27 protein-coding genes are annotated in these 22,365 nt (G+C 66.5%); 5 read left to right on the top strand and 22 right to left on the bottom strand.

Annotation, left to right across the window (positions count from 1 at the left end; translation table 11 throughout):
• The first annotated feature begins 472 nt into the window (after window positions 1-472).
• Window positions 473-1,834, top strand: coding sequence for a chromosomal replication initiator protein DnaA (gene dnaA / locus CVO77_RS09405; RefSeq protein ID WP_105998812.1), 1,362 nt, complete (start codon window positions 473-475; stop codon window positions 1,832-1,834).
• A 481-nt stretch (window positions 1,835-2,315) separates the two neighbouring features.
• Here dnaA and CVO77_RS09400 read toward each other — a convergent pair whose 3' ends face one another.
• From CVO77_RS09400 to secB, 4 genes are all read right to left on the bottom strand, one after another.
• Window positions 2,316-3,008, bottom strand: coding sequence for a DUF4136 domain-containing protein (locus tag CVO77_RS09400; RefSeq protein ID WP_420822537.1), 693 nt, complete (start codon window positions 3,006-3,008; stop codon window positions 2,316-2,318).
• Window positions 3,009-3,172: 164 nt separating this feature from the next.
• Complete coding sequence (trpS, locus tag CVO77_RS09395) at window positions 3,173-4,171, bottom strand: tryptophan--tRNA ligase (RefSeq protein WP_105998811.1); 999 nt, start codon at window positions 4,169-4,171, stop codon at window positions 3,173-3,175.
• 3 nt (window positions 4,172-4,174) lie between these two features.
• On the bottom strand, window positions 4,175-5,779 hold the full coding sequence (gene murJ, locus CVO77_RS09390; protein WP_105998810.1) for a murein biosynthesis integral membrane protein MurJ: 1,605 nt from the start codon (window positions 5,777-5,779) through the stop codon (window positions 4,175-4,177).
• A gap of 116 nt (window positions 5,780-5,895) precedes the next feature.
• The gene (secB, locus tag CVO77_RS09385; RefSeq protein WP_105998809.1) at window positions 5,896-6,411 is read right to left on the bottom strand and encodes a protein-export chaperone SecB; all 516 of its coding nucleotides are present in this window, start codon (window positions 6,409-6,411) and stop codon (window positions 5,896-5,898) included.
• Window positions 6,412-6,599: 188 nt separating this feature from the next.
• Between secB and CVO77_RS09380 the strand changes: the two genes are divergently transcribed.
• From CVO77_RS09380 to CVO77_RS09370, 3 genes are read left to right on the top strand one after another with little or no spacing between them, the layout of a single operon-like run.
• Window positions 6,600-7,313 (top strand): Tim44/TimA family putative adaptor protein, encoded by a 714-nt coding sequence (locus CVO77_RS09380; protein ID WP_105998808.1) that lies wholly within the window; start codon window positions 6,600-6,602, stop codon window positions 7,311-7,313.
• 20 nt (window positions 7,314-7,333) lie between these two features.
• Window positions 7,334-8,638 carry a murein transglycosylase A gene (gene mltA / locus CVO77_RS09375; protein WP_192878894.1) on the top strand — a complete coding sequence of 435 codons (1,305 nt, stop codon included), beginning with the start codon at window positions 7,334-7,336 and terminating at the stop codon, window positions 8,636-8,638.
• Between the two features lie 7 nt (window positions 8,639-8,645).
• Entirely contained in the window at window positions 8,646-9,221 is a 576-nt protein-coding gene (locus CVO77_RS09370; RefSeq protein ID WP_105998807.1) for a Smr/MutS family protein, read from the top strand.
• Here the strand turns inward: CVO77_RS09370 and dapE are convergent, their stop codons facing one another.
• Complete coding sequence (dapE, locus tag CVO77_RS09365; RefSeq protein ID WP_105998806.1) at window positions 9,222-10,358, bottom strand: succinyl-diaminopimelate desuccinylase; 1,137 nt, start codon at window positions 10,356-10,358, stop codon at window positions 9,222-9,224.
• A gap of 93 nt (window positions 10,359-10,451) precedes the next feature.
• Between dapE and CVO77_RS09360 the strand changes: the two genes are divergently transcribed.
• Window positions 10,452-10,919 (top strand): cupin domain-containing protein, encoded by a 468-nt coding sequence (locus tag CVO77_RS09360; RefSeq protein WP_105998805.1) that lies wholly within the window; start codon window positions 10,452-10,454, stop codon window positions 10,917-10,919.
• A gap of 140 nt (window positions 10,920-11,059) precedes the next feature.
• Here the strand turns inward: CVO77_RS09360 and CVO77_RS09355 are convergent, their stop codons facing one another.
• The 17 genes from CVO77_RS09355 to CVO77_RS09275 all read right to left on the bottom strand — a co-directional run bounded on the left by CVO77_RS09355 (window position 11,060) and on the right by CVO77_RS09275 (window position 22,338).
• Complete coding sequence (locus CVO77_RS09355) at window positions 11,060-11,731, bottom strand: glutathione S-transferase family protein (protein WP_105998804.1); 672 nt, start codon at window positions 11,729-11,731, stop codon at window positions 11,060-11,062.
• Window positions 11,732-11,886: 155 nt separating this feature from the next.
• Entirely contained in the window at window positions 11,887-12,537 is a 651-nt protein-coding gene (gene yihA / locus CVO77_RS09350) for a ribosome biogenesis GTP-binding protein YihA/YsxC (protein ID WP_105998803.1), read from the bottom strand.
• Window positions 12,534-14,273, bottom strand: a complete 1,740-nt coding sequence (yidC, locus tag CVO77_RS09345) for a membrane protein insertase YidC (RefSeq protein ID WP_105998802.1) — start codon at window positions 14,271-14,273, stop codon at window positions 12,534-12,536. Before yidC ends, yihA begins: the two co-directional genes overlap by 4 nt.
• Window positions 14,274-14,317: 44 nt before the next feature.
• The gene (gene yidD / locus CVO77_RS09340; protein WP_105998801.1) at window positions 14,318-14,530 is read right to left on the bottom strand and encodes a membrane protein insertion efficiency factor YidD; all 213 of its coding nucleotides are present in this window, start codon (window positions 14,528-14,530) and stop codon (window positions 14,318-14,320) included.
• Window positions 14,531-14,641: 111 nt separating this feature from the next.
• Window positions 14,642-14,980, bottom strand: a complete 339-nt coding sequence (gene rnpA, locus CVO77_RS09335; protein WP_105998800.1) for a ribonuclease P protein component — start codon at window positions 14,978-14,980, stop codon at window positions 14,642-14,644.
• Between the two features lie 41 nt (window positions 14,981-15,021).
• Entirely contained in the window at window positions 15,022-15,156 is a 135-nt protein-coding gene (gene rpmH, locus CVO77_RS09330) for a 50S ribosomal protein L34 (protein ID WP_105998799.1), read from the bottom strand.
• 101 nt (window positions 15,157-15,257) lie between these two features.
• Window positions 15,258-15,569, bottom strand: coding sequence for a PGPGW domain-containing protein (locus tag CVO77_RS09325; RefSeq protein WP_242446159.1), 312 nt, complete (start codon window positions 15,567-15,569; stop codon window positions 15,258-15,260).
• A 76-nt stretch (window positions 15,570-15,645) separates the two neighbouring features.
• The gene (locus tag CVO77_RS09320) at window positions 15,646-16,428 is read right to left on the bottom strand and encodes an alpha/beta hydrolase (protein ID WP_105998797.1); all 783 of its coding nucleotides are present in this window, start codon (window positions 16,426-16,428) and stop codon (window positions 15,646-15,648) included.
• 173 nt (window positions 16,429-16,601) lie between these two features.
• Window positions 16,602-17,063, bottom strand: a complete 462-nt coding sequence (locus CVO77_RS09315) for an SRPBCC domain-containing protein (protein ID WP_105998796.1) — start codon at window positions 17,061-17,063, stop codon at window positions 16,602-16,604.
• Between the two features lie 17 nt (window positions 17,064-17,080).
• Window positions 17,081-17,737 carry a glutathione S-transferase family protein gene (locus tag CVO77_RS09310; RefSeq protein WP_338061544.1) on the bottom strand — a complete coding sequence of 219 codons (657 nt, stop codon included), beginning with the start codon at window positions 17,735-17,737 and terminating at the stop codon, window positions 17,081-17,083.
• Window positions 17,737-18,192, bottom strand: coding sequence for a hypothetical protein (locus tag CVO77_RS09305; RefSeq protein ID WP_105998795.1), 456 nt, complete (start codon window positions 18,190-18,192; stop codon window positions 17,737-17,739). Before CVO77_RS09305 ends, CVO77_RS09310 begins: the two co-directional genes overlap by 1 nt.
• On the bottom strand, window positions 18,170-18,682 hold the full coding sequence (locus tag CVO77_RS09300; RefSeq protein ID WP_105998794.1) for a VOC family protein: 513 nt from the start codon (window positions 18,680-18,682) through the stop codon (window positions 18,170-18,172). The genes CVO77_RS09305 and CVO77_RS09300 overlap by 23 nt, the downstream gene beginning before the upstream one ends.
• Window positions 18,682-19,104 (bottom strand): VOC family protein, encoded by a 423-nt coding sequence (locus CVO77_RS09295; protein WP_105998793.1) that lies wholly within the window; start codon window positions 19,102-19,104, stop codon window positions 18,682-18,684. The genes CVO77_RS09300 and CVO77_RS09295 overlap by 1 nt, the downstream gene beginning before the upstream one ends.
• 121 nt (window positions 19,105-19,225) lie before the next feature.
• Entirely contained in the window at window positions 19,226-20,023 is a 798-nt protein-coding gene (locus CVO77_RS09290) for a VOC family protein (protein WP_105998792.1), read from the bottom strand.
• On the bottom strand, window positions 20,020-20,745 hold the full coding sequence (locus CVO77_RS09285) for a DUF899 family protein (RefSeq protein ID WP_105998791.1): 726 nt from the start codon (window positions 20,743-20,745) through the stop codon (window positions 20,020-20,022). The genes CVO77_RS09290 and CVO77_RS09285 overlap by 4 nt, the downstream gene beginning before the upstream one ends.
• A gap of 141 nt (window positions 20,746-20,886) precedes the next feature.
• The gene (locus CVO77_RS21990; protein ID WP_105998790.1) at window positions 20,887-21,606 is read right to left on the bottom strand and encodes a DUF1428 domain-containing protein; all 720 of its coding nucleotides are present in this window, start codon (window positions 21,604-21,606) and stop codon (window positions 20,887-20,889) included.
• Between the two features lie 54 nt (window positions 21,607-21,660).
• Complete coding sequence (locus CVO77_RS09275) at window positions 21,661-22,338, bottom strand: glutathione S-transferase family protein (protein ID WP_105998789.1); 678 nt, start codon at window positions 22,336-22,338, stop codon at window positions 21,661-21,663.
• Between the last annotated feature and the right edge of the window lie 27 nt (window positions 22,339-22,365).

Here is a 22,365-nt window from a genome sequence, read left to right as displayed (position 1 = left end):
CCGCCGGCTCGATGCCGGCGGGTATTTTTTTGCGCATCGGTTCGGGACTCTGCGATGGCATTTTTGTTGCAGCGCGGTAAGTGACGGATTTGCTGCGATTCGCTGACGTCCCATTCGGCACTGCAAATAAGACATTGAAAAACGGCGGAAAATTATAGTTCCGACGCGATTCCGACCCCCCCTGCGAGTCAAGATTTTTATTTCAGTATTTTTACACCCGTCGGACTTGATCGACTCGCGCCGCCTTGCCTAGACAGGGGTGTCGTCGGCCTTCGCTGGCGGCCGTCACATTGACATGATTCGTGTTCTTTCGGACTGCGTGTCCGGGAAGGAATGCTTGCGCCCGCGCGTAAGCAGCGACGGGTCGGCGTGTGGGCGGCTGCGCGGGGATTCGGACGGGGGGCATCTCAGGGGGCGGCACGGCGTGATACAAAGCGGGGATCGGCATGGCACGGACGCAAGGAATGGAGCAGTGAGCGGGGACGCCGCCATGCTCTGGCCGCGCGTCGCCGAGGGCCTGCGCCGCGACCTTGGCGCGCGCACCTTCGACCATTGGCTGAAGCCCGTTCGCTTTGGCGATTATTGCGCCTTGTCGGGGGTCGTGACGCTCGAGACGCAGAGCCGCTTCTCCGCCAACTGGATCAACGAACGCTTCGGCGACCGGCTCGAACTGGCGTGGCGCCAGCATCTGCCCGACGTGCGCGGTGTGACCGTGCGCGGCGGAGCCGTCGCCGACGCGCGCGCCGCCACCCTTTCGAGCCAGCCGCTGCCCGCGTTCGAGGCGTCGCCGCCGATCGCCGCGAACCCCGCCTTGCTCGGCTTCGACCCGCGCCAGTCGTTCGACCGTTTCGTCGTCGCCCGCTCGAACATTCTCGCCGCTAACGCCGCGCGCCGCATGGCGATGGTCGAGGTGCCGCAGTTCAATCCGCTCTATCTCTGTTCGGGCACCGGCCAGGGCAAGACGCACCTGTTGCAGGCGATCGCGCAGGATTATGCCGCGCTGCACCCGACCGCGACCATCATCCTGATGTCGGCGGAAAAATTCATGCTCGAATTCGTCGGCGCGATGCGCGGCGGCGACATGATGGCGTTCAAGGCGCGGCTGCGCGCCGCCGACCTGCTGCTCCTCGACGATCTGCAATTCGTGATCGGCAAGAATTCGACCCAGGAAGAATTGCTCCACACGATCGACGACCAGATGACGGCGGGCAAGCGGCTCGTCGTCACCGCCGACCGGCCACCCGCGATGCTCGACGGGGTCGAGGCGCGGCTGCTGTCGCGCCTGTCGGGCGGGCTGGTCGCCGATATCGAAGCGCCCGAGGATGATTTGCGCGAACGCATCATCCGCCAGCGGCTCGCCGCGATGCCGATGGTCGAGGTGCCCGACCCGGTCGTCGCCTATCTGGTCAAGCATTTCACGCGCAATATCCGCGAACTCGAAGGCGCGCTCAACAAGTTGCTGGCCTATGCCGCGCTGACCGGGACGGTGATCGACCTCGCGCTGGCCGAGGATCGGCTCGCGGAAAATGTCCGCAGCGCGCGCCCGCGCATCACGATCGACGAGATTCAGCGCGCGGTTTGCGCGCACTATCGGCTCGACAAGTCCGAAATGGCATCGAAGCGCCGCGTCCGCGCGATCGCGCGCCCGCGTCAGGTCGCCATGTATCTGGCGAAGGAGCTGACCCCGCGCTCCTATCCCGAAATCGGGCGCCGGTTCGGCGGGCGCGACCATTCGACGGTGATCCACGCGGTCCGCACGGTCGAGGCGCTGCGCGTCCACGACAGCGAACTCGACGCCGAGATCGCGGCGATCCGGCGCAGCCTCAACGGTTGATCCACAGCTTTATCCCTGGGTTATCCCCGGGTTTGTCCCCATCGCCCGCACGGCCGTAACGCCGAAGGTCCGCTTTGGGGTGGGGAGCGGACGTTGAAGGATGGCGCTGATGTCCCCTCCCGCAAGCGGGAGGGGCAGCGAGACTTGCGAACTTGTTCGCTAGCCGCAGCGGGGTGGGCCATTGCGACGCCGCTGCCCACCCCCAACCTTCCCGCCTGCGGGAGGGGAGAGCAGCCGTCCGCAATCAGTCGATTGCAGGCTTTAAACCTCGTCATGCTGAACTTGTTTCAGCATCCATGGCCTGAGTTCGCGTCCAGCGCCGCGCTGAAGGAGACGTCCGGCCATGGACCCTGAAACAAGTTCAGGGTGACGATGAAAGAGATGTCGCCTTTCAGTCGCAAGCTGCCATCGTTTCCTTCCAAACGAAAAAGGCCCGCCTTTCGCGTGAAAGGCGGGCCTTGTGTCAGGCTTTGAAGGCGGTTCAGCCCTTTTCGGGCGGCGCCACGGTGATGCGGACGCGTTCGCCCGAATTGCCGGGGAAGCCCGTGAACATCGCCTCGATGAGGTTCGGAACCAGCGCTTGCAGATTATTGTCGCGCGACTGCGCCTCTGCATGCCCTTCGAACAGGCGGTAGCCGTCGGCGGCGCGGTTGATCTGCAGGTTCAGCCCGCTCGAATAGACGGTGTAGCTCGACACGTCGTTATAGCCCCAGCCGGGACCGAAGCCGCCCCACAGGAACGGGTCGCGATAGCCATAGACATAGCGGCGGCCGCCGGGGCCGCGCACGATGACCGGGCGGTAATAGCGCGGGCCGAAACCGCCGTACCAGGGATCGCCGAATCCGGGCGACGACACGACGCGCTCGCGTCCCTTGTCGACACCATAGTCCATGCGGACGATCATGTCGGGATGCTCGCCGTTGGCGGCGGGCCGATAACCGTAGCGCGTCAACTCACCGGCGACGAGATTCGCATATTGGCCGAACTCGATGCCGCCCTGCAGCGCGGGATTGGCTGCTTCGATCACGAAGCTCTGGCCCTGCGGCGCGGGAAGCTGGGTCTGGAAGCGCGCGACATCGGCCTTGAACGGGGTCGCGCAGCCAGCCAGCGCCAGCGCTGCGCCCGCGATGGCGGCCAGGCCGAACCGTCGGGAAATTTTCTTGCTCATGTTCATGCTCCGTGATTCGGAAGGACGCACAGCATGCGCCATTTATAACATGACTACGCCGCTGCGACTTAACCTTGGTTGAACTCGTTTCGCCGCACGAAGGCACCCGCTCCCAATATGGGCCAGCGACTGCGATAAACAAGAATTTCCTTGCGGCCGAAACGGCTTGGCTAGCGGCAGAGACCCAGCGCGGCATAAGCGGCGTCGAGCGTCGGCCGGGCGAGCGCCGATGCGCGCGCCGCCCCGGCGTCGAGCGCCGCGTCGATCGCCGCAGGGTCGCGCTTGAGCGCCGCGAGCCGCGCCGCGATCGGGCGCAGCGTTTCGACGAGCAATTCGCCGAGCGCCGGCTTGAAGGCGCCGAAGCCCTGCCCGGCAAAGCGGGCGAGCACCTGGTCGACGCTTTCGTCGGCCATCGCGGCATAGATGGACACGAGATTGCGCGCCTCGGGCCGCTCGCCCAGCCCCGCGGCCTCGGACGGCAGCGGCTCGGGATCGGTCCTGGCCTTGCGAATCTTCGCCATGATCGTGTCGGGATCGTCGACCAGGTTGATCCGGCTCATGTCGCTCGGGTCCGATTTCGACATTTTGGCGGTCCCATCGCGCAGGCTCATGATCCGCGCCGCCGTTGGCGGGATCGTCGGCTCGGGCAGGGTGAAGGTCTCGGTCGCGGTGTCGAGGTTGAATTTGGTCGCGATGTCGCGCGCCAGCTCCAGATGCTGTTTCTGGTCGTCGCCGACGGGGACGTGCGTCGTCTGATAGAGCAGCACGTCGGCCGCCTGGAGCACCGGATAGGCGAACAGGCCGACGCTTGCGCTTTCGCGATTCTTGCCCGATTTTTCCTTGAACTGGGTCATCCGGTTGAGCCAGCCGATCCGCGCGGTGCAGAACAGCAGCCACGCCAGCTCGGCATGCGCGGGGACGCGCGCCTGATTGAACAGGATCGCCTTTTCGGGGTCGATCCCCGCCGCCATCAGTGCCGCCGCCATCTCGCGCGTGTTCGCGGTCAGCTCGGCCGGGTCGTTGTGGACGGTGATCGCATGGAGGTCGGCAAGGAAATAGAGCTTCTCGCCCGGCATGTCGTCCTGCATCCGCACCCAGTTGCGGATCGCGCCCAGATAATTGCCGAGGTGCAAATTTCCGGTGGGCTGAATGCCCGATAGCGTCCGCATGTTCTACTCCTGCATTGGCGCCGGTTTGGCGCGCCGCCGCGTCAGCATGGCGACCAGATCCTTGTCAAGCGCGCCGGTGACGAAAGCGGTGGCAAAGAAGACCGCGCCCCCCGCGCCGCACAGCGCCCCCAGCGCGCCGACGCGCTGGGGAATATTGCCGCCATACCAGGGCTCCATCAGCGGCATCATCCACCACAGCAGCGCCGCCATCGCCGCCACTGCGATGAGCTGGCGCGCGATGCGTCCGGCGAGCTTCGCGGTGAAGCGGAACCAGCCGCGGCGGTGCAATATGACATAGAGCAGCAGGCAGTTGAGACTCGCCGAAACCGCCGTCGCCCCCGCGAGCCCGACGATCCCGAAACGCTGCACGACATAGAGGTTGATCGCGATATTGACGATCAGCGACGCGAGCGCGGTCCACACCGGGGTCTTGGTATCCTCGCGCGCGAAGAAGCCGGGGTTCAGGATCTTGACGATCACATAGGCGGGCAGGCCCGCGACGAGCGCGACGACGATATGCGCCATCGTCGCGCCATCGGCGCTGGTGAACTTGCCGCCGACAAAGAAGGCGGTGACGAAAGCCGGGGCGCAGATCGCGAGCGCGGCGGCGGCGGGAAGGGTGAGCAGAGTCGCGATCTCGAAGGCGTTCGCCTGCAGCCGCTGGGCCTCGGCGCCGTCGTCGCTGTGGATATGGCGCGACAGCATCGGCAGGATCGCGGTGCCGAGCGCGATGCCGACGATGCCGAGCGGAAGCTGATTCAGCCGGTCGGCGAGCTTGAGCAGCGTCAGCGACCCCTGCGGCAGCGAGGTCGCGAAGAAGGTGTCGACGAACTGGCTGACCTGATAGATGCCGGCGCCAAAGGTCGCGGGCAGGATCAGCATCCCCAGCCGCTTCACCTCGGGGGTGAATTTGGGAAAGCGGAAACGCAATGTCAGGCCCGCGCGGCGCACCGCCCACCAGAGATAGGCAAGCTGGGCGACCCCGGCGAGGCTGACCGAAATGGCGAGCGCTTCGGCGACGATCCGGTCGTCGCCGCCGGGGCCACGCACCCGCCAGCCGATTGCGATCCCGGCGATCAGCAGCAGGTTGAGCAGCACCGGCGCGAGCGCCCCCGGCGCGAAGCGCGAGCGGGCGTTGAGCAGCCCCGACAGCATCGCGACGAGGCTGATGAGCGCGAGATAGGGAAAGGTCACCCGGCTCAGGAACACCGCGAAATCGAACTTGCCCGGCACCGCCTGGAAATCGCGCGCGAGAATCCACACGATCCCCGGCATCGCGATCATCATCACCGCCGAAAAGACGAGCAATATCCACAAAAAGACCGACAGGACGTCGTCGGCGAATTTCGCCGCGGCCGCCTCGCCGCTCGCTGCGTCGGCGGCGCCGTGCAGCGCGCGGCTGTACATCGGCACGAAGGCGACCGAAAAGGCGCCTTCGGCGAACAGGCGGCGAAACGTGTTGGGCAGGGTGAAGGCGAGCTGGAAAGCGTCGGCGGCCAGCCCGGCGCCGAGCACGCGGGCGAGCAGCATGTCGCGCACGAAGCCGAACAGGCGGCTGATCATCGTCAGGCCGCCGATCGTCCCGACGCTTTTGACGAGGCTGGTCATGCGGCCCCGCTTTCCATGATCACCGTCATTGCGAGCGGAGCGAAGCAATCCAGAGTGTCCGTAAACCGCTCTGGATTGCTTCGCTTCGCTCGCAATGACGAGATATTCAAGTCAGATCAGGCCTGGCCGACCGGCGTCATGTCGCCGACCTGCTCGTCCTGCGACGCCTGCGCCTGCTGCAGGAACAGGCCGTGGAAATCGATCGGCTCGAGCAGCAGCGGCGGGAAGCCGCCGTCGCGGACGACGTCGGCGACGACGCGGCGCGCGAAGGGGAAGAGGATGCGCGGCGCTTCGGCGAGGAAAAAGGGCTGAAGCTGGTCGTCGGGGACGTTGCGGACCCCGAACAGGCCGGCATATTTCAGATCGACGACGAACATCGTGCCCTCGTCGGCCTTGGAACTGATGTCGATCTTCAGCGACACTTCAAAGATATTCTCGCCGACATTGTCGGCGCCGATGTTGAACTGGACATCGATCTGCGGCGCCGACTGCCACTGATAGGCGGCGGGGGCGTTCGGGTTCTCGAACGACAGATCCTTCACATATTGCGAGATCAGGCCGATCGCGGGCGCGGTGTCTTCACCATTGGCCTGCGGTGCGGGGTTAATGTCGATGCCGGTCTCATCAGCCATGATCGTGACGCTTTCGTTGGAAATAAAGGACAGGATTCGCCCGCGGGCGGAGGGTTGCGGCGGCGCTTAGCAGCGGCAGCGGGCCAGCACAATGGGCGGCGCGCGCCGTCGGCGGCGCCCCGAATCGTTGACCCGCCGCGCTGCCGGCGCCATGGTGGTTTGAAACATCGCCATGGATCGCTTATATCATGGCCGATACTGTTCCTGTTCCATATCGGATTTTGCCTGTGACCGCTTTTTCGATCGTCCTGCTTGCCATGATCGCTGCCTTCCTCGGCATGCGGCTCTATTCGGTGCTCGGCAAGCGGACCGGGCACGAACAGGAGCCCGTTCTGCCGCGCCGCGACGAGCGCGCGGCGCCGTCGCCGATGTCGGGACGCCTCGACGATGGCGAGACGTCCGCGGCGCTGCCCGCCGCCGGGACGAGCGGCGCCGGGCTCGTCTATGAACCCGCCGCCGAGGCCGGGCTTCGCCAGTTGCTCGCCGCCGACCGCCATTTCGATGCCGGCCGCTTCATGGAGGGGGCCGAGGCGGCGTATCGCATGATCCTCGAGGCGTTCTGGGCCGCCGACCGCGACACGCTGCGCGACCTGTGCGACGACGACAGCTATGAAGGCTTTGTCGAGGCGATCGAAGCGCGCGATGCGCGCGGTGAAAAGCTCGAAAACCGGCTGATCGGGGTCGATTCGGCCAAGATCACCGCGGTTGAGATCAATCGCAGCGAAGCGCGGATCACGGTGCGCTATCAGGCCGATATCAGCGCGGTGACCCGCGATGCCGACGGCAAGATGATCGCGGGCTCGATGAGCGATGCGACGCAGGCCAATGATCTGTGGACCTTCCGCCGCCAGGTCGGCAGCAGCGATCCCAACTGGCTGCTCGACGAAGTCGAAGCCGCCTGATTTTCGTGCGCGAGGCACGGGTGGCGCGCGCGTCTCTCCACACGGCCCTTGGGTGGGTGCTGCTCTTTCCGTTGCTGTCGGGCTGCGCTTCGGTGATTCCCGAGGCGGCGAGTCGGCCCGCGACCTCGCGCCCCGCGCCGACTCCGCCGCCCGGCGCGCCGCCGTCCTATACGCCACGTCCGTCCGAAACCGGCGGTGTCGCCGCAAAGCCGATTCCGGCGACCCCCAACCCGCCGCTGCCTGCTCCGGCGCCACCTGCCACGGCGACGACGGCTGTCGATGCGGGGGTAATCGCGGGCCCCGAATTTAATGAACTCGGCGTCTCGGCCGAACGGGCGACCGCCGCGCTCAAGGCGTTCCGGCTGAGCTGCCCTTCGCTGCTTCGCCGCGCCGACACCAGCGGTCTGACGCAAAATGGCGAGTGGGACGAAAGCTGCGCCGCCGCGAAGGGCTGGGCCGATCGCGACGCGACCAATTTCTTCAGCCGTTATTTCGGCACCGTGCAGGTCGGCGCCGGAACGGCGTTCGTCACCGGCTATTACGAGCCCGAGATCGCGGCCTCGCGCGACAAGCGGCCGGGCTATGACGTCCCCATCTATCGCCGCCCCGCCGATCTGGTCGACGTCGACCTCGGGCTTTTTTCGAAGGATCTTCAGGGCAAGAAGATTCGCGGCCGCGTCGATGGCAGCCAATTCCTGCCCTATTACGACCGCGCGACGATCGAGCGCGGCGCGCTGGCGGGGCGCGGGCTCGAAATCGCCTGGGCGGCCGACGCCGCCGAATTCTTTTTTCTCCAGGTCCAGGGCTCGGGGCGGCTGCGGCTGCCCGACGGCGGGATCATGCGCATTGGTTACGACAGCCAGAACGGCCGCGATTATGTCGGCATCGGCAAGCTGCTGCTCGACCGCGGCGCGCTGCAACCCGGCCAGGCGTCGATGCAGGGCATCCTCGACTATCTGCGCGCCGACCCGGTGCGCGGCGCGGCGGTGATGAACGAGAATCCAAGCTGGGTCTTTTTCCGCGAACTCACCGGCCCCGGCCCGCTCGGCGCGCTCGGCGTTCCGGTCACCGGTCGGGCGAGCGTCGCTGTCGACCCCAAATATGTGCCGCTCGGCGCCCCGGTCTTTCTCTCACTCGATCGCGCGGAGCCCAATGGCCTGTGGATCGCGCAGGACACCGGCGGCGCGATCAAGGGCGCGAATCGCTTCGACAGCTTCTGGGGCGCAGGCGAGGCGGCGCGGGCGATCGCCGGCGGCATGGCGGCGCGCGGTTCGGCCCTGCTCCTGCTGCCGCGGGCGAGCGTCGCGCGGCTCACCGTGCGCTGAGGTCCGCGTGCCGCGGCGCCTCGATCCCGACGAAGCCGCGCTCTGGAAAAAGGTCGCGGCGACGGTGCAGCCACTGGCGAAGCGGTCGGCGCCGATCGAGCCGCAGGCGCCGCCGACGATAAAGCGGCCGGCGACGAGCGCGCGCACCGCCGCCGCGCCCGCCGCCGCGCCGCGTACCCCCGCATCGCTGCCGCCGCCGCGCCGGACCTGGGCGAACAGCACGCTCGACGGCCATTGGGACCGGCGGCTGCGCAAGGGGCTGGTGCGCCCCGAGATGAGCATCGACCTTCACGGTCATACGCTGGCGTCGGCACAGGCGCTGCTCGATGAAGCGATCGGCCGCGCCCTGCTGCGCGGGGCTCGCGGGCTGCTGGTCGTCGCGGGGCGCCTGCGGCCGGGTGCCGACCGCTTGCCGATGATGCACGGCGACCCGCGTCCGCGCGGCGCGATCCGGGCCTCGCTGCCCAACTGGCTGTCGGTTTCGCCCTACGCCGACCGCATCGTCGCGCTGCGCCCCGCGCACATCAGCCACGGCGGCGGCGGCGCGGTCTATGTCATCCTGCGCCGGGGGCGCGAGGACTGATCAATCGAGCAGCGCGCGCATCAAAATGCCGCGATAGATAGCGGTCAGCCTGTGCAGATCCGCGACGGCGACCGCTTCGTCGAGCTTGTGCATCGTTGCGTTGGTCAGCCCGAATTCGACCACCGGGCACAGCGCGTGCAGGAAGCGCGCGTCGGAGGTGCCGCCGGTTGTCGACATTTCGGGGCGGATGTCGGTTTCGGCGTGGATCGCCTCGGCGATCAGTTCGGACAGGTCGCCCGGCGGGGTCAGAAAGGCTTCGCCCGAAATTTTGCCGACGACTTTCGCGCGCGGTTCGACGTCATGCGCCAGCCGCTCGACCATGGCGACAAGATCGGCGCCGCGATGGCGGTCGTTGAAACGGATCGACAGCCGCGCCCGCGCCGAGGCGGGGATGACGTTGGTCGCGCCGTTGCCGACCTCGATGTCGGTGAATTCGATGTTCGACGGCTGGAACCAGTCGGTCCCGGCGTCGAGGCTGACCGCGTCGATCGCGGCGAGGATCGCCACCAGTTTGGGGATCGGATTGTCGGCGAGGTGCGGATAGGCGACATGGCCCTGCATCCCCGGCACGTCGATCCAGATATTGACCGAGCCGCGCCGTCCGATCTTCACCATGTCGCCGAGCCGGTCCACCGATGTCGGCTCGCCGACGAGGATCATGTCGGGCTTCACGCCGCGTGCGCTCATATGTTCGATGAGGGCGCGGGTGCCGAAGATCGCGGGGCCTTCCTCGTCGCCGGTGATGATCAGGCTGATCGTTCCCGCCTCGACCGGGGTCGCGGCCGCCGCGGCGACGAAGGCGGCGATCGCGCCCTTCATGTCGACCGCGCCGCGGCCATAGAGCAGGTCGCCGCGGATTTCGGGGGCGAAGGCGTCGCTCGTCCAGCCGATGCCGGGCGGGACGACGTCGAGATGGCCGGCAAGGCCGAAATGCGCCGGCCCCTTGCCCGCCCGCACCGCGAGCAGATTCTCGACCGGCCCGTCGGGTTCGATGCCGTCGATGAAGCGCTCGACCGTGAAACCGAGCGGGGTCAGCGCCGCTTCCAGCACGTCGAACACCGCGCCGGTGGCAGGCGAAACGCTTGGCACGGCGATCAACGCCTGGGCGAGGTCTACGGGGTCGAGATGCTGGGTCATGCCGCTCCCTTACTCCCTCGCGAAGGGCCAAGTCGAGGCTTTGCATCGCGGCGCTTTTGTGCGAAACAAAGAGGGAACAGGAAAGCGACTGCCATGCCCAAGCTCGACCTCCACACCATCCCCCAGACCAACGCCACCGGCTATCCCGCGCCCCATGACGCGCCCGTGCAGGGCCGCTGGTATCGCCGCCTTGCGCCGCCCACCGGCCTCAGCGATTTCGCGGCGAGCCATGTCGTGCTGAAACCCGGCGCCTGGTCGTCGCAGCGCCACTGGCACGACGGCGAGGACGAGATGCTGGTGATGATTTCGGGCGAAGCGGTGCTGATCGAAGATGGCGGGCGCTGGCCGATGGTCGCGGGCGATATCGCGGTCTGGCCCAAGGGCAGCACCAACGGTCATCATCTGGTCAATGAATCGGATGCCGACTGCATCTTCGTGGCGCTGGGCGGGGGCAAGAAATACGATACGGGTGGCGGTTATTCCGACATCGACATGCTGTTCGGGCCCGATGGTTATTTCCACAAGGACGGGGCGCCCTATCCGACCAAGCGGATACCGTGATGGCAGTTCGGTTTGTCGGCTTTGGGGTGGAAATCTGCACTGCCTTCTGGCGTCATCGCGGGCTTGACCCGGGACCCCGGATCAGGTCCGGGGTGACGATGATGGATGGGGTCGCATTCGCTCGTCGGCCGACGTTTGCCTCAACCCTCGACCGGCCCCTCGAACGCTTCGATCACCCAATCCTCGGCCTGCGCGCCACCGATCCATTCCTGCATGTGCGGGTGACTGATCACCGCCTGGCAATAGGGGATAGCGAAGCGCGGCAGCGGGATCGAGTAGGTGATGAAGCGGGTGACGACGGGGGCGAACATCATGTCGGCGGCCGACCAGTCGCCGAACAGATAATCACCCTCGCCGCCAAAGCGAGCGCGCGCTTCGGCCCAGATCTGGACGATGCGCGCGACGTCGGCCTGCACGTCGGGCGCGATGGCGGCGGCGGGATAGATGCGGCGGATGTTCATGCTGTGGCTGCGGCGCAGCGCGGCGAAGCTCGAGTGCATTTCGGCCGCCATCGAGCGCGCCATCGCCCGCGCCGCCATGTCCTCGGGCCAATAGCCGCGCGTGCCGCCGGTCTTTTCGTTGAGATAGTCGATGATCGCGAGGCTGTCCCAGACGACGATGTCCGCGCCGTCCCACAGGATCGGCACCTTGCCGCCCGACGGTGCGAACTCGTCGCCCTCGCGGCGGTTCGACCAGTCTTCATCGTAGAGCGGGACGTTCACTTCCTCGAAGGACAGCCCGCTGTGCCGCGCCGCGAGCCAGCCGCGCAGGCTCCAGCTCGAATAGGCCTTGTTGCCGATGAACAATTTCATGCTTCATCCTTTTTTCCCCTCCCGCAGGCGGGAGGGGTTAGGGGTGGGCACGAGCGAGGCGCGTTTCCGCAGCCGGACGGCCCACCCCGCTGCGACCAGCGAACAAGTTCGCAAGTCTCGCTGCCCCTCCCGCTTGCGGGAGGGGATGGCGTTCGTCAACTCTCCACCGCCTCCAGCACCGCGGTGCGCAGTTCGGCGATTCCCAGGCCTTTCTCGCTGCTCGTCGCGATCACCTGCGGGTGCGCGGCGGGGTGTTTGCGGGCCTCGGCCTCGGTGGCCGCCTGCACCTCGGCAAGCGCGGTCGCCTTGATCTTGTCGGCCTTGGTGAGGACGAGGCGATAGCTGACCGCCGCGACGTCGAGCATTTCGAGCATTTCGCGGTCGACGTCCTTGATGCCATGGCGGCTGTCGATCAGCACCAGCGTGCGTTTCAGCACCTGCCGTCCGCGCAGATAATCATTGACCAGAAAGCGCCATTTCCTGACGACATCCTTCGGTGCCTTGGCAAAGCCGTAACCGGGCATATCGACGAGCCGGAACACCAGCGGCGATCCGACGTCGAAATAGTTGAGCTCCTGCGTGCGCCCCGGCGTGACTGACGTGCGCGCCAGGCCGTTCCGGTTCGTCAGCGCGTTGAGCAGCGACGATTTGCCGACGTTCGAGCGGCCCGCAAAGGCGATCTCGGGTCCGCTGGGCGCCGGCAGATGTTCGAGCGCGGGCGCCGATTTCAGGAAGGCGATCGGGCCGGCAAACAGCTTGCGGGCGCGTTCGCTCCGGCCTTCGGCATCGGGGTCGATCTCGCTCATTTTACCGGCGCCGCCCGAAGCTGCGGGAATTTGCGATACATGAACTGCTGCTGCGCGATCGACAGGCAGTTGTTCGTGATCCAGTAGAGCAGCAGCCCGGCCGCGAAGGGCGCCATGATGAACATGAACATCCACGGCATGATCTTGAACACCTGTTGCTGCACCGGGTCGGTCGCCTGCGGGTTCAGGCGGAATTGCAGGAACATCGTGGCGCCGAGGATCAGCGCCAGCGGCCCGAGCGCCAGCAGCGACGGCGGGGTGAAATCGAGCAGCCCGAACAGGTTGAGGAAATGCGCCGGGTCGGGCGCCGACAGATCCCTGATCCACAGGACGAAGGGCTGATGGCGCATCTCGATCGTCAGCATCAGCACCTTGTAGAGCGCATAGAAGATCGGGATCTGGAGGACGATCGGCAGGCAACCCGCGAGCGGATTGATCTTTTCGTCCTTGTAGAGCTTCATGAGTTCCTGCTGCTGGCGCGGCTTGTCGTCCTTGTGGCGTTCCTGCAGCGCCTTCATCTTCGGCTGGACGAGGCGCATCTGCGCCATCGAATGGAATTGCCGCTGCGCGACCGGGAACATCAGCGCGCGGATGATGACGGTGAGCAGCATGATCGCGACGCCGAAATTGCCGACCTGCTGGAACAGCCAGTCGAGCAGCTTGAAGATCGGCTTTTCGAAAAATTCGAACCAGCCCCAGTCGATCGCATTCGACAGGCGCGGGATGCCCGCGTCCTGATAGGCCGACAGGGTGCTGACTTCCTTGGCGCCGGCAAAGATGCGGCTGGTCGTGGTGACCTGTCGGCCGGGCGCGACCGCGGTGAAGGGGCGCGCGAAGAGCGTCTGGTAATTGTCGGCGGTGGGCGCGGTGATCGACGCGGAGACGCGCTCGCCCTTCGCCGGGATCACCGCGGCGAGCCAATATTTGTCGGTGAAGCCCAGCCAGCCGGCCGAGCTGTATTTGAACGTCTCGCCCTTATCGAGATGCTTGTAATCGACGCTGAATTCCGACTTGCCGTCGACCATGCCGGTCGGGCCGATATGGTTCGTCCAACTGCTCTGCTCGTGCGGGTCGGTCGGCTTGCCGAGGCGGTCGATCAGCGCAAAGCTGTTCGCGGTCACCGATGTCGCGCCGCCATTGACGATCGTCTGCTTGGCGGTGATCAGATAATGGGCGTCGATGCCATATTCGATGCGAAAGCTTTGGCCGGTGCCGTTCGCCCAGCTCAGCGTGACCGGCGTCGTCGGGGTCAGCCTGGTGCCGCTCGCGGTCCAGACCGTGGTCGGTCCCGGAACCTCGATACCCTGCGCCGCCCAGCCGACGCTCGCGAAATAGGCGGCGTTGGTGCCCGCGGGCGCGAAGAGCCGGACGGGGGGCGAGTTCTTCTTGATCGTCTGGCGATATTTGTTGAGCGTGATGTCGTCGATGCGGGCGCCGACGAGGTTGATCGAACCCGACAGGGCGGGCGTTTCGATCGCGACCCGGTTGCCCGAGGCAAGTGCGGTCTCCAGCGGCACGGCCGTGTGGGCGACGGGCGCAGCGGACGCGGTCGCGCCGGGCGCTGGCGTGCCGGGCTGCGTGGCCGCCGCCGGATGCGCCGCGGGGGAACCCGCGACCGTCGTGGTCACATCGGGCTTTGGCGGGGTCGGGAAGAATTGCTGGGAGACGAAGTTCCAGCCGAGCAGGATGGCCGCCGACAGCAAGATTGCCGTGATCCAGTTACGCTTGTCTTCCACGCTTTACGGTCTCTCTTCGTCTCAAAATGTGGGGAAAGGATGCGTCATGGCACCGGATCGTAGCCATGGCCTCCCCAAGGGTGGCAGCGCAATAGCCGCTTTGTCGCCAGCCAGCCACCCTTGATCGCACCATGGCGGCGAAGCGCGACGATCGCATATTCGCTGCACGACGGCGCAAAACGGCACGTCGGCGGCAGGATGCGCGACGGGCCGAGCTGCCAGCCGCGCGCGATCAGGATGAGCAGGCGGGCGATCATGTAGAAAGCCCTGAAAACTGCGCAACTTCATTCGCGATGCGGTCCGCGTGCGGATGAACAGAAGCGGTCATGCCGAAATGCCAATCCCGCGAAACAATGTAGGACAGCGCTTCATTGCGCCAGCTTCTTCGCCGCGCGTTTCAGCGCCGAATCGAGATGCTCGCCCAGTTCGGCGAAGGCGATGGCGTTGCCGCCGGGCCGTCCGATCAGCACATGGTCGGCGCCGACGATCCCCGATCGGGGAAGCGCGGCGCGCGCCAGTTCGCGCAGGCGGCGCTTCATTCGGTTGCGGGTGACCGAATTGCCGACCTTCTTGCTGACGGTAAAGCCGATCCCGGACATGGCGTCGCCGTCGCCGCGCGGGCGGACGAGCAGAACGAAGCCGGGCATGGGAAAGCGAAGGCCGCGATTCGCGGCCAGAAACTCGCTGCGTTTGGAAAGCGTTCGCACCAGCCCCGACCCTGTCTGGTCCGGTGCCGAAGCGTCGGCGATCAGGCCGACAGCTTCTTGCGGCCCTGCGCACGGCGGTTGGCCAGAACCCGGCGGCCGCCGACGGTCGCCTTGCGGGCGCGGAAGCCGTGACGGCGCTTGCGCACGAGGCGGCTCGGTTGATAGGTGCGCTTCATCGCGGTTTTCCCTAAATCTCGTCAAATGCTGCAACAGAAAAGGGCCGCCAAACGTGGGCGGCCACTGTTGGGGGCGCGGATAAGCGGGATTCGGGGCAAAGTCAATCGTCATCGAGGGCCTCTGCGATCCGCTCGCGGGCACGGCGGCGCGCGGCGCTGACGCGGCGCATGACCCGGTCGGCCCAGTCGCCATAGCGCGGATGGCGGCGCTTGAAGCGGACATAGCGGCGTTTCGCCCACGCGCTGTTCTGCAAGACCAGCATCAGCCCGACCGGAAACAGGATCAGGAAACCGGGGCCGGGCAAGGGGCCGATGATCACGCCGACGATCATCAGCAGCCCGCCAAGACAGAAGAGGATGGTGCGGACCTGCGCGTTCGATCGCAATCGCTGGTAAAGGCGGCGCTTTGCCATGGTGGGCGATGTGGGAAGCGCCAAGGTGCGTTGCAAGGATAAAACACGTCGCCCCGCGCGAAAGCGGCAGCGGCGGTCAGTTCAGGGTGACGAAGCGCGCCATGTCGTCGCGGGTCAGATAGCGGACATCGTCGAACGGCGTCGCGTTGGTGAGCGCGTAGAATGCGCGCGCCTTTGCGTCGTCCATGCCCATCTCGCGGTAATAGGACAGATATTCGGCATGCACCGGGTCGTCGGCGGGATAGTCATTGGCTTCGCGGCCATATTCATCGGCCCAGCTATGGACCCCGAATTCGGCATCGGGCGCGGCGCGGCGGACGGCGCCGGCGAGCCAGAGCTCGACCGCGCCCGAGCGCACCGAGCCGCCGCTCGGGACGATGGTTTCCAGCCCCGCGCGGCGGATCGCGCGGGCGAGGATCAGATTGGCCTCTTCGTCGAGGCTGCCGGGGCAGTCGATCATCTCGACCCGCTTGAGGCCCGGAAAGGCCGCGAGCATAGCGGCGAACTGGCGCGGCGTCGCCGAAGTGACGTCGCCCGCCATGCGGACGGTCGCGGCGTCGACGACCGCGAAGGGGCCGAAGCGGGCCTTCGCCTGGCCGAGCGTCGCGAGCGTGGCCGAGGGCGCATAGCGGCGCGTCGCGCCGAGATCGGCGTCTTCGGCAAGGCCCTCGTCATCGAGCAGCGCGGCGCTTTCGTCGATATATCCCGCGCCGTCATCGGCGTCGCCGGCGTCTTCATAGGTCCAGGTCACCGTGGTGGTGACGGTCATGACCGGCTGGGCATAGGCCGGGGCGAACGCCAGCAGCGCCGCGAAGGCGGCGATGATGAGGGTGCGGACGAGAGCGGCCAGCGAAACCATGGCTCCGCTTTCGCGCGCGCGCGGTTCCCAAATGGCAAAGCGGCAGCGTCAGCGGCGCGTTAACCGCGATATGGGACGGGTTATCCCGTCATCCCGGCGAAGGCCGGGATCTCACCGGTGCTTTATTCCGATAGGGCGAGATCCCGGCCTTCGCCGGGATGACGGATAGGCGTTCAATCGGCCTCGCACAGCGCCTTCAACTGCTCGGCGACCGCGCCCCAGCCGGAGGTGAAGCCCATCTCCTCGTGGCTTTTCACCGCCTCGTCGGTCCAATGGCGCGCCCAGCCGGTGAAGCGGGTGCCGCCCGCTTCGGGTTCGATCTCCCAGCCGCCGATCATGAAGGGGCCGGCGGGGGTGAGGCGGCCATTTTCGTCGCGGACGACCGCGTCGGTGGTGACGAAGCGCTTGCCCGGCACGACTTCGAGGAACATTCCGTCACTCGGCATCGTCTCGTCTTCGGGTCCGTGCATCGTCATCGCGCAGCGGCCGCCGGTGCTAAGGTCGATCGCGTCGAGCGTGACGGTCCAGGGTTTCGGGCACCACCATTCGGCCATGCGATCGGTCATCACCCGCCACACCTTATCCGGCGCGGCGGCGATGAAGGTCGATACCGACAGTTCGCGGGGGTCGCTCATCGTCTCTTCTCCTGTCATCAATCGCGATCGGGGGCGCCGAGCGGGAAATAGGCGCGATAGGGCCGGGCGTCCTCGACGCAGCGCGCGACCGTCGGATGCGCGAGCAGGCGGGCGCGATAGGCGCGCAGATTCGCGTGGGTCTCGGCGATCGGATGGACCCAGTCGGCATAGAAGAGCGAGGGCGCCGCGGCGAGGTCGGCAAGGCTGAAGCCGCTCGGCGCCGCCCAGCCGCCCGCCGCCAGTTCCTGGTCGAGCCAGCCATAGATGGTTTCGAGCGCCGCCTTCGCCTTGTCGACGATCATCGGCAGATGATTCTCGGGCCCGCGCAGCGCGTCGTTCACCACCTCCTGCATCGGGGTCATGACATGATTGTCGAAGACGCGGTCGAGCAGGCGGACCCGCAGAGCCGCCTCGAAATCCTGCGGGATCAGGCGCGGCTCGGGCACCAGATGGTCGAGATATTCGATGATGATCGACGCCTCGAACCACGCGCGGCCGTCGTCGCCCACGAGCAGCGGGAATTTGCCGATCGGCCAGTGCGATTTCAGTTCCGCGCCATGCTGCGGCCACTCGGCCTCGAGGATGCGATAGTCGAAGGCGACACCCTTTTCGTAAAGCGCGATCAGCGCCTTCCAGGTGTAGCTCGAAAAGGGGTGACCATAGAGGATCGGCATCAGGCGGCCTTTCGCGTCAGCCACGCCAGCGGCAGGCCGATGAAGAAAATGTGCGGAAACAGCGCGACCATGCCCTTGACGAGGTCGGCGGGCGGGAAGGGCGCGCCGAAGCGGAGCGGCAGGACGAGCGCGTTCATCACCAGATAGAGAGTGAAGCCATAGACGGTTCCGGTCAGCCACCACGGCTGGCGGAGCGACGGGACGCGGCGCACGGCGGCGAACCAGAAAGCGACCATCGTGCCCATGATCGCATAATGGGTGGCAAGCCCCGCGAGCGCGCCGCCCGTGCCCCAATCGGCGGCGGCATCGCCGAACGGCCCCTTGGCGACCCCGCGCAGCATGCCGCCGACGCTGCCCCCCGCGAGCACGCTCCACACCGAGGCGTAGACGATGTCGAGCGTGCCGCAGAGAGCCCAGGCGAAAAGCGCGGGGTTACGCCGCGCCAACGGCTTCACCCCGGACCGCGGCCTCGATCGCCGCGACGTCGATCTTCTTCATCGTCATCATCGCGTCGAAGGCGCGCTTGGCGGCGACCGGATCGCCGCCCATCGCGGCGTCGGTCAGGACGCGCGGGGTGATCTGCCAGTTGAGGCCCCATTTGTCCTTGCACCAGCCGCAGGCGCTTTCGGTGCCGCCATTGCCGACGATCGCGTTCCAGTAACGGTCGGTTTCCTCCTGCGTGTCGGTATGGACCTGGAAGGAAAAAGCCTCGCTGTGCGGAAAGGTCGGGCCGCCGTTGAGGCCGACGCAGGGGATGCCGAGGACGGTGAAGTCGACCGTCAGCGCGTCGCCCTGCTTGCCGCCGGGGTAATCGTCCGGCGCCTTGTGGACCGCGCCGACCTTGCTGCCCGGAAAGGTCGCGGCATAGAAATTCGCGGCTTCTTCGGCATCCTTGTCGTACCACAGGCACAGGGTCACGGGGTGGTTTGTGGGTTGGTTGGACATTATTTCTCTCCTTTGACGGGTCCGCCGATCGACCAGAGATGGCCGAACGGATCTTTTACCTGGGCATAGCGGTCTCCCCAGAAGGCATCATGCGGTTCGAGCGTCGAGGCGGCGCCCGCCGCGATCGCCCGATCGTACCAGGCGTCGGTGTCGTCGACGTCGAGGTGCAGCGTCACCCCCGTCGGCGCGCCCATCGCGTGCCCGCTATATTCGGGGAAATCATCGTGCATCATCAGCGACGCGCCGTTGACGGTCAGATGCGCGTGCAGCAGCCGCACGCCATCCTCGGCGGGCACGCGCATCCGCTCGGCGGCGCCGAACGCCTTGATATAGAAATCGATGGCCTCGGTGCCGCGCTTGTCGGGGATGGCGATATGCGGGGTCAGGCCGCTCGATGGACGTCGGTCGGGTGGGGTCGGCATGTCTCTCTCCTTCCTTTTCGTCACCCCGGCGAAGGCCGGGGTCTCGCTCTCGCTTCTTGACCGATCCGTCGAGATCCCGGCCTTCGCCGGGATGACGAACGGGGAAGCGAGTGTTTATCGTTCAGCTCTTACGCGGCCCCACCAGCCCGAAGGCGGCGCCCTGCGGATCGAGGCCGTTCATCGCGAACTCGCCGCCGGGAATCTCCATCGGCTCGTTGGTGATCGTGCCGCCGTTCGCGGTGATCGCGGCGTGCGCGCGGTCGATGTCATCGACGCCGATATAGAAGCTCCACATCGAGGCGGGCATGCCGGGCATGAGCGGCATCACGGCGCCGATGCCGACATCGCCGCGCTGGATGAAGCGATAGGCGCCGATGTCGCCCATATCCATCGCGCCTTCCTGGCCCCAGCCGAAATGCCGGGTGTAGAAGGCGATGGCGGCGTCGGGGTCGGAGGTCATCAGTTCGTTCCAGCGGACGCGCTGCGGCTGGTCGACCGAGAAGACGTCGCTTTCCTGCCCCTCCATGCCCGGCGGCGGAACCGGGTCCATGATATAGAAGGCCGCGCCCTGCGGGTCCGACACCATCGCGATGCGCCCGACGGGCAGGTCGGTCGCGGGCATGTGGACCGCGCCGCCGTCGGCGGTGATCGCGGCGATCGCCGCATCGACGTCGGGGGTATGGATATAGCCGAGCCAAGCCGGCCGCGCGCCGCCCGCGAGCATGTCGGCACCCAGCGCGAGCACGCCGCCGGCGTTGCCGCCGTCGCTGCGGCCGATCATGCGGTAATCGACATCGCCCGCCGCCGGGTCGCGTTCGGTGGCGATCGTCCAGCCGACGACGGCGCCATAGAAGCGCGCGGCGCCCGCCGGGTCGGGGGTCATCAGTTCATACCAGATGAAGTTGGAGGCGTCGGTCATCGCTTGGTTCCTTCCACGGTCGGGAAATAATCCCCGCGGCCTTCGGGGGTCATGTCGAGCAGTCCCCACAGCGAATCGACGAGGTCGCCGGCGCGGTGGTGCTGGCCGGGGTCGGACGGCGCGAACGCCATCTCGCTGCCCCAGTGATGGCGGACGGTTTCGCCCTCCTTGCGAAAGACGTTGAAGATCGTCTCGTCCCACTCCTCGCCGTCTTTCAATTTGCGCGCCGAGCGCATCGCGGGCGGGAATTTGCGGGTGTCACCGAAATAATCGGCCGAATAGCGGGTGGTGACGTCCGAGAGGAAGGTCAGGTGATGCCAGCCGCGCACCCGCGCCCATTCGGTGAGCCGGGCGATCGGCGACTTGGCGACGATATAGAGCGGCGCGCGGTCGTCGATGTAGCGCGCGCCGCCATCGACCGAATCGAGCATATGGGTGCAGCCGGGGCAGGGGAGGTCGCGGTCGGGGCCGAACATGAAGCTGTAGAGGATGAGGCTCGGCTTGCCCGCGAACAGGTCGGACAATCGGACCGTCGCGGGGCGCTGGTGTGCGCCGATGCGCTCGAAGACATAATCCTCGGCGATTTCGCCGCCGGGCGGCAGCGCGCGGCGTTTCGCCGCGACCGCTTCGATCTGGCGGCGGAGCGCGATCTCGTCGGCGAGGAGCGCGCCCCGCGCGGCGCGATAGGCGGCGCTTTCGTTGGGATAGGCGATATGGTCCATGGCTTTTCTCGCTAAGCGTGGTGAGAAAGGCTGCGTTCCCAAACTCCGTTTGCCCTGAGCTTGTCGAACGGCCGTTCTTGCCTTTTGGGCGGTGCAAAAGAAGAACGGTGCTTCGACAGGCTCAGCACGAACGGATTTGGACTATGTCTCGACGATCGGCGCGAAGCCGCCGTAGATCATGCGCTTGCCGTCGAAGGTCTGGTCGTTCGGATCATGCTGCATCCGCTCGTCCTTCATCACCTTGTCCCAGCCGGCCATGCGCGTTTCCTTGTCGGGCCATTCGACCCAGCTGAAGACGACGGTCTCACCGTCCTTCCGGTGCGCGGCGCGGTGATAATCGGTGACCTTGCCGTCGGGGACATCGTCGCCCCACGCCTCGACGACGCGCGTCGCGCCATAGTCGCGGAAGACTTCGGAGGCTTTGGCCGCCATGGCGCGATAGGCGTCCTTGTTGCTGTCGGGGACGGGGACGAGATAGCCGTCGACATAGCCCATCTTGCCCGCAGCCCGATCGTCGATCATCGAATCGAAACCGGCGAAGATCATCCGCATTCCGTCGAAGGGCATGTCGGCGCCCATCTTCTCCATGCGCGGATCGCTCATCATCTTTTCGTTCGCCGCGTCGCGCGCGGCCTTGTCGGGATATTCGAACCAGCTGAAGACAACGGTTTCGTCGGGCTTGGCCTGCACCGCGCCCTTGAAATCATTGACCTTGCCGTCGGGGACATCGTCGCCCCAGCATTCGACCATGCGGCTCGCGCCGAACTCGCGGAACAGCGGCGCCGCGTCGGCGGCGTGCTTGCGATAGGCTTCCTTGTTCGCGGTCGGCACCGCGACCACAAATCCTTCTACATAGGTCATCGTCTCTCTCCTTTTCGTCTCCCTCTCTGCTTCCTTGCAAGAGAGGGGGTGTCTTCATGGCGCGGCGGGTGGTCCCGCGTCTTCGCGAAAGGCGGCAAGCTGCGCGGCGAGCGCGCGTTCGAACGCGGGGCGGGCGAGGCAGCGGTCCAGATAGGCTTGCAGGCGCGGCTGTTCGGCGACCAGTCCGGCCTCGACCGCTTCGCGCAGCACGGTCGCCATCGCGATGTCGGCGACGCTGAAAGCGCCGACCAGATATTGCTTGTCGCCGATCGCGTCGTTCAGGCGGCCGAGCCGACCGCGGATGAAGTCGATCAGGCTCGGGCGGCGGAGCCGCGCCCATTCCTCGTCCTTGGCGAACAGGTCGACATTGCCGAGTTCGAACAGCATCGGCTCGACGCTGTTATAGGCGGCGAACAGCCAGGCGAGCGTACTCGCGCGCTCCTGGCCGTCGCGCGGCAGGAGCGCCGCGTCCTTTTCGGCGAGGTGGAGCAGGATCGCGCCGCTTTCGAACAGGCGCACGCCCTGGTCGCACAGGACGGGAACCTGCCCCCATGGCTGGAACAGGAAATGGTCGGCGGGGCGGTTGATCGCGCTGATCAGATGCTCGGCATAATCGAGACCGATCTCCTCGCACGCCCAGCGCGGGCGAAGGTCGCGGACATAGCCGCGCGCAAAGTCGGGCACCCAGTCGAAGGCGGTGACTTCGAGTTTGCTGTCGGGATTCACGGGCATTTCTATGTCTCCTCGGTTGCGCGCGGA

It is taken from the genome of Sphingopyxis lindanitolerans (assembly GCF_002993885.1).
Classification (GTDB): domain Bacteria; phylum Pseudomonadota; class Alphaproteobacteria; order Sphingomonadales; family Sphingomonadaceae; genus Sphingopyxis; species Sphingopyxis lindanitolerans.
This window is presented reverse-complemented; position numbering and strand designations above follow the sequence as displayed.

Coding starts and splice junctions, on each gene's coding strand:
- murJ (WP_105998810.1), bottom strand. CDS start 5,779: ATGACCAGCCTCGTCAAAAGCGTCGGGACGATCGGCGGCCTGACGATG.
- trpS (WP_105998811.1), bottom strand. CDS start 4,171: ATGCGGACGCTATCGGGCATTCAGCCCACCGGAAATTTGCACCTCGGC.
- CVO77_RS09300 (WP_105998794.1), bottom strand. CDS start 18,682: ATGTCCAACCAACCCACAAACCACCCCGTGACCCTGTGCCTGTGGTAC.
- yihA (WP_105998803.1), bottom strand. CDS start 12,537: ATGAGCGAGATCGACCCCGATGCCGAAGGCCGGAGCGAACGCGCCCGC.
- CVO77_RS09320 (WP_105998797.1), bottom strand. CDS start 16,428: ATGGTTTCGCTGGCCGCTCTCGTCCGCACCCTCATCATCGCCGCCTTC.
- rpmH (WP_105998799.1), bottom strand. CDS start 15,156: ATGAAGCGCACCTATCAACCGAGCCGCCTCGTGCGCAAGCGCCGTCAC.
- CVO77_RS09315 (WP_105998796.1), bottom strand. CDS start 17,063: ATGAGCGACCCCCGCGAACTGTCGGTATCGACCTTCATCGCCGCCGCG.
- CVO77_RS09380 (WP_105998808.1), top strand. CDS start 6,600: ATGGCCGATACTGTTCCTGTTCCATATCGGATTTTGCCTGTGACCGCT.
- CVO77_RS09285 (WP_105998791.1), bottom strand. CDS start 20,745: ATGGACCATATCGCCTATCCCAACGAAAGCGCCGCCTATCGCGCCGCG.
- CVO77_RS09400 (WP_420822537.1), bottom strand. CDS start 3,008: ATGAACATGAGCAAGAAAATTTCCCGACGGTTCGGCCTGGCCGCCATC.
- CVO77_RS21990 (WP_105998790.1), bottom strand. CDS start 21,606: ATGACCTATGTAGAAGGATTTGTGGTCGCGGTGCCGACCGCGAACAAG.
- CVO77_RS09355 (WP_105998804.1), bottom strand. CDS start 11,731: ATGAAATTGTTCATCGGCAACAAGGCCTATTCGAGCTGGAGCCTGCGC.
- yidD (WP_105998801.1), bottom strand. CDS start 14,530: ATGATCGCCCGCCTGCTCATCCTGATCGCGCGCGGCTGGCAGCTCGGC.
- CVO77_RS09275 (WP_105998789.1), bottom strand. CDS start 22,338: ATGCCCGTGAATCCCGACAGCAAACTCGAAGTCACCGCCTTCGACTGG.
- CVO77_RS09295 (WP_105998793.1), bottom strand. CDS start 19,104: ATGCCGACCCCACCCGACCGACGTCCATCGAGCGGCCTGACCCCGCAT.
- CVO77_RS09310 (WP_338061544.1), bottom strand. CDS start 17,737: ATGCCGATCCTCTATGGTCACCCCTTTTCGAGCTACACCTGGAAGGCG.
- CVO77_RS09325 (WP_242446159.1), bottom strand. CDS start 15,569: ATGGCAAAGCGCCGCCTTTACCAGCGATTGCGATCGAACGCGCAGGTC.
- CVO77_RS09290 (WP_105998792.1), bottom strand. CDS start 20,023: ATGACCGACGCCTCCAACTTCATCTGGTATGAACTGATGACCCCCGAC.
- secB (WP_105998809.1), bottom strand. CDS start 6,411: ATGGCTGATGAGACCGGCATCGACATTAACCCCGCACCGCAGGCCAAT.
- dapE (WP_105998806.1), bottom strand. CDS start 10,358: ATGACCCAGCATCTCGACCCCGTAGACCTCGCCCAGGCGTTGATCGCC.
- CVO77_RS09360 (WP_105998805.1), top strand. CDS start 10,452: ATGCCCAAGCTCGACCTCCACACCATCCCCCAGACCAACGCCACCGGC.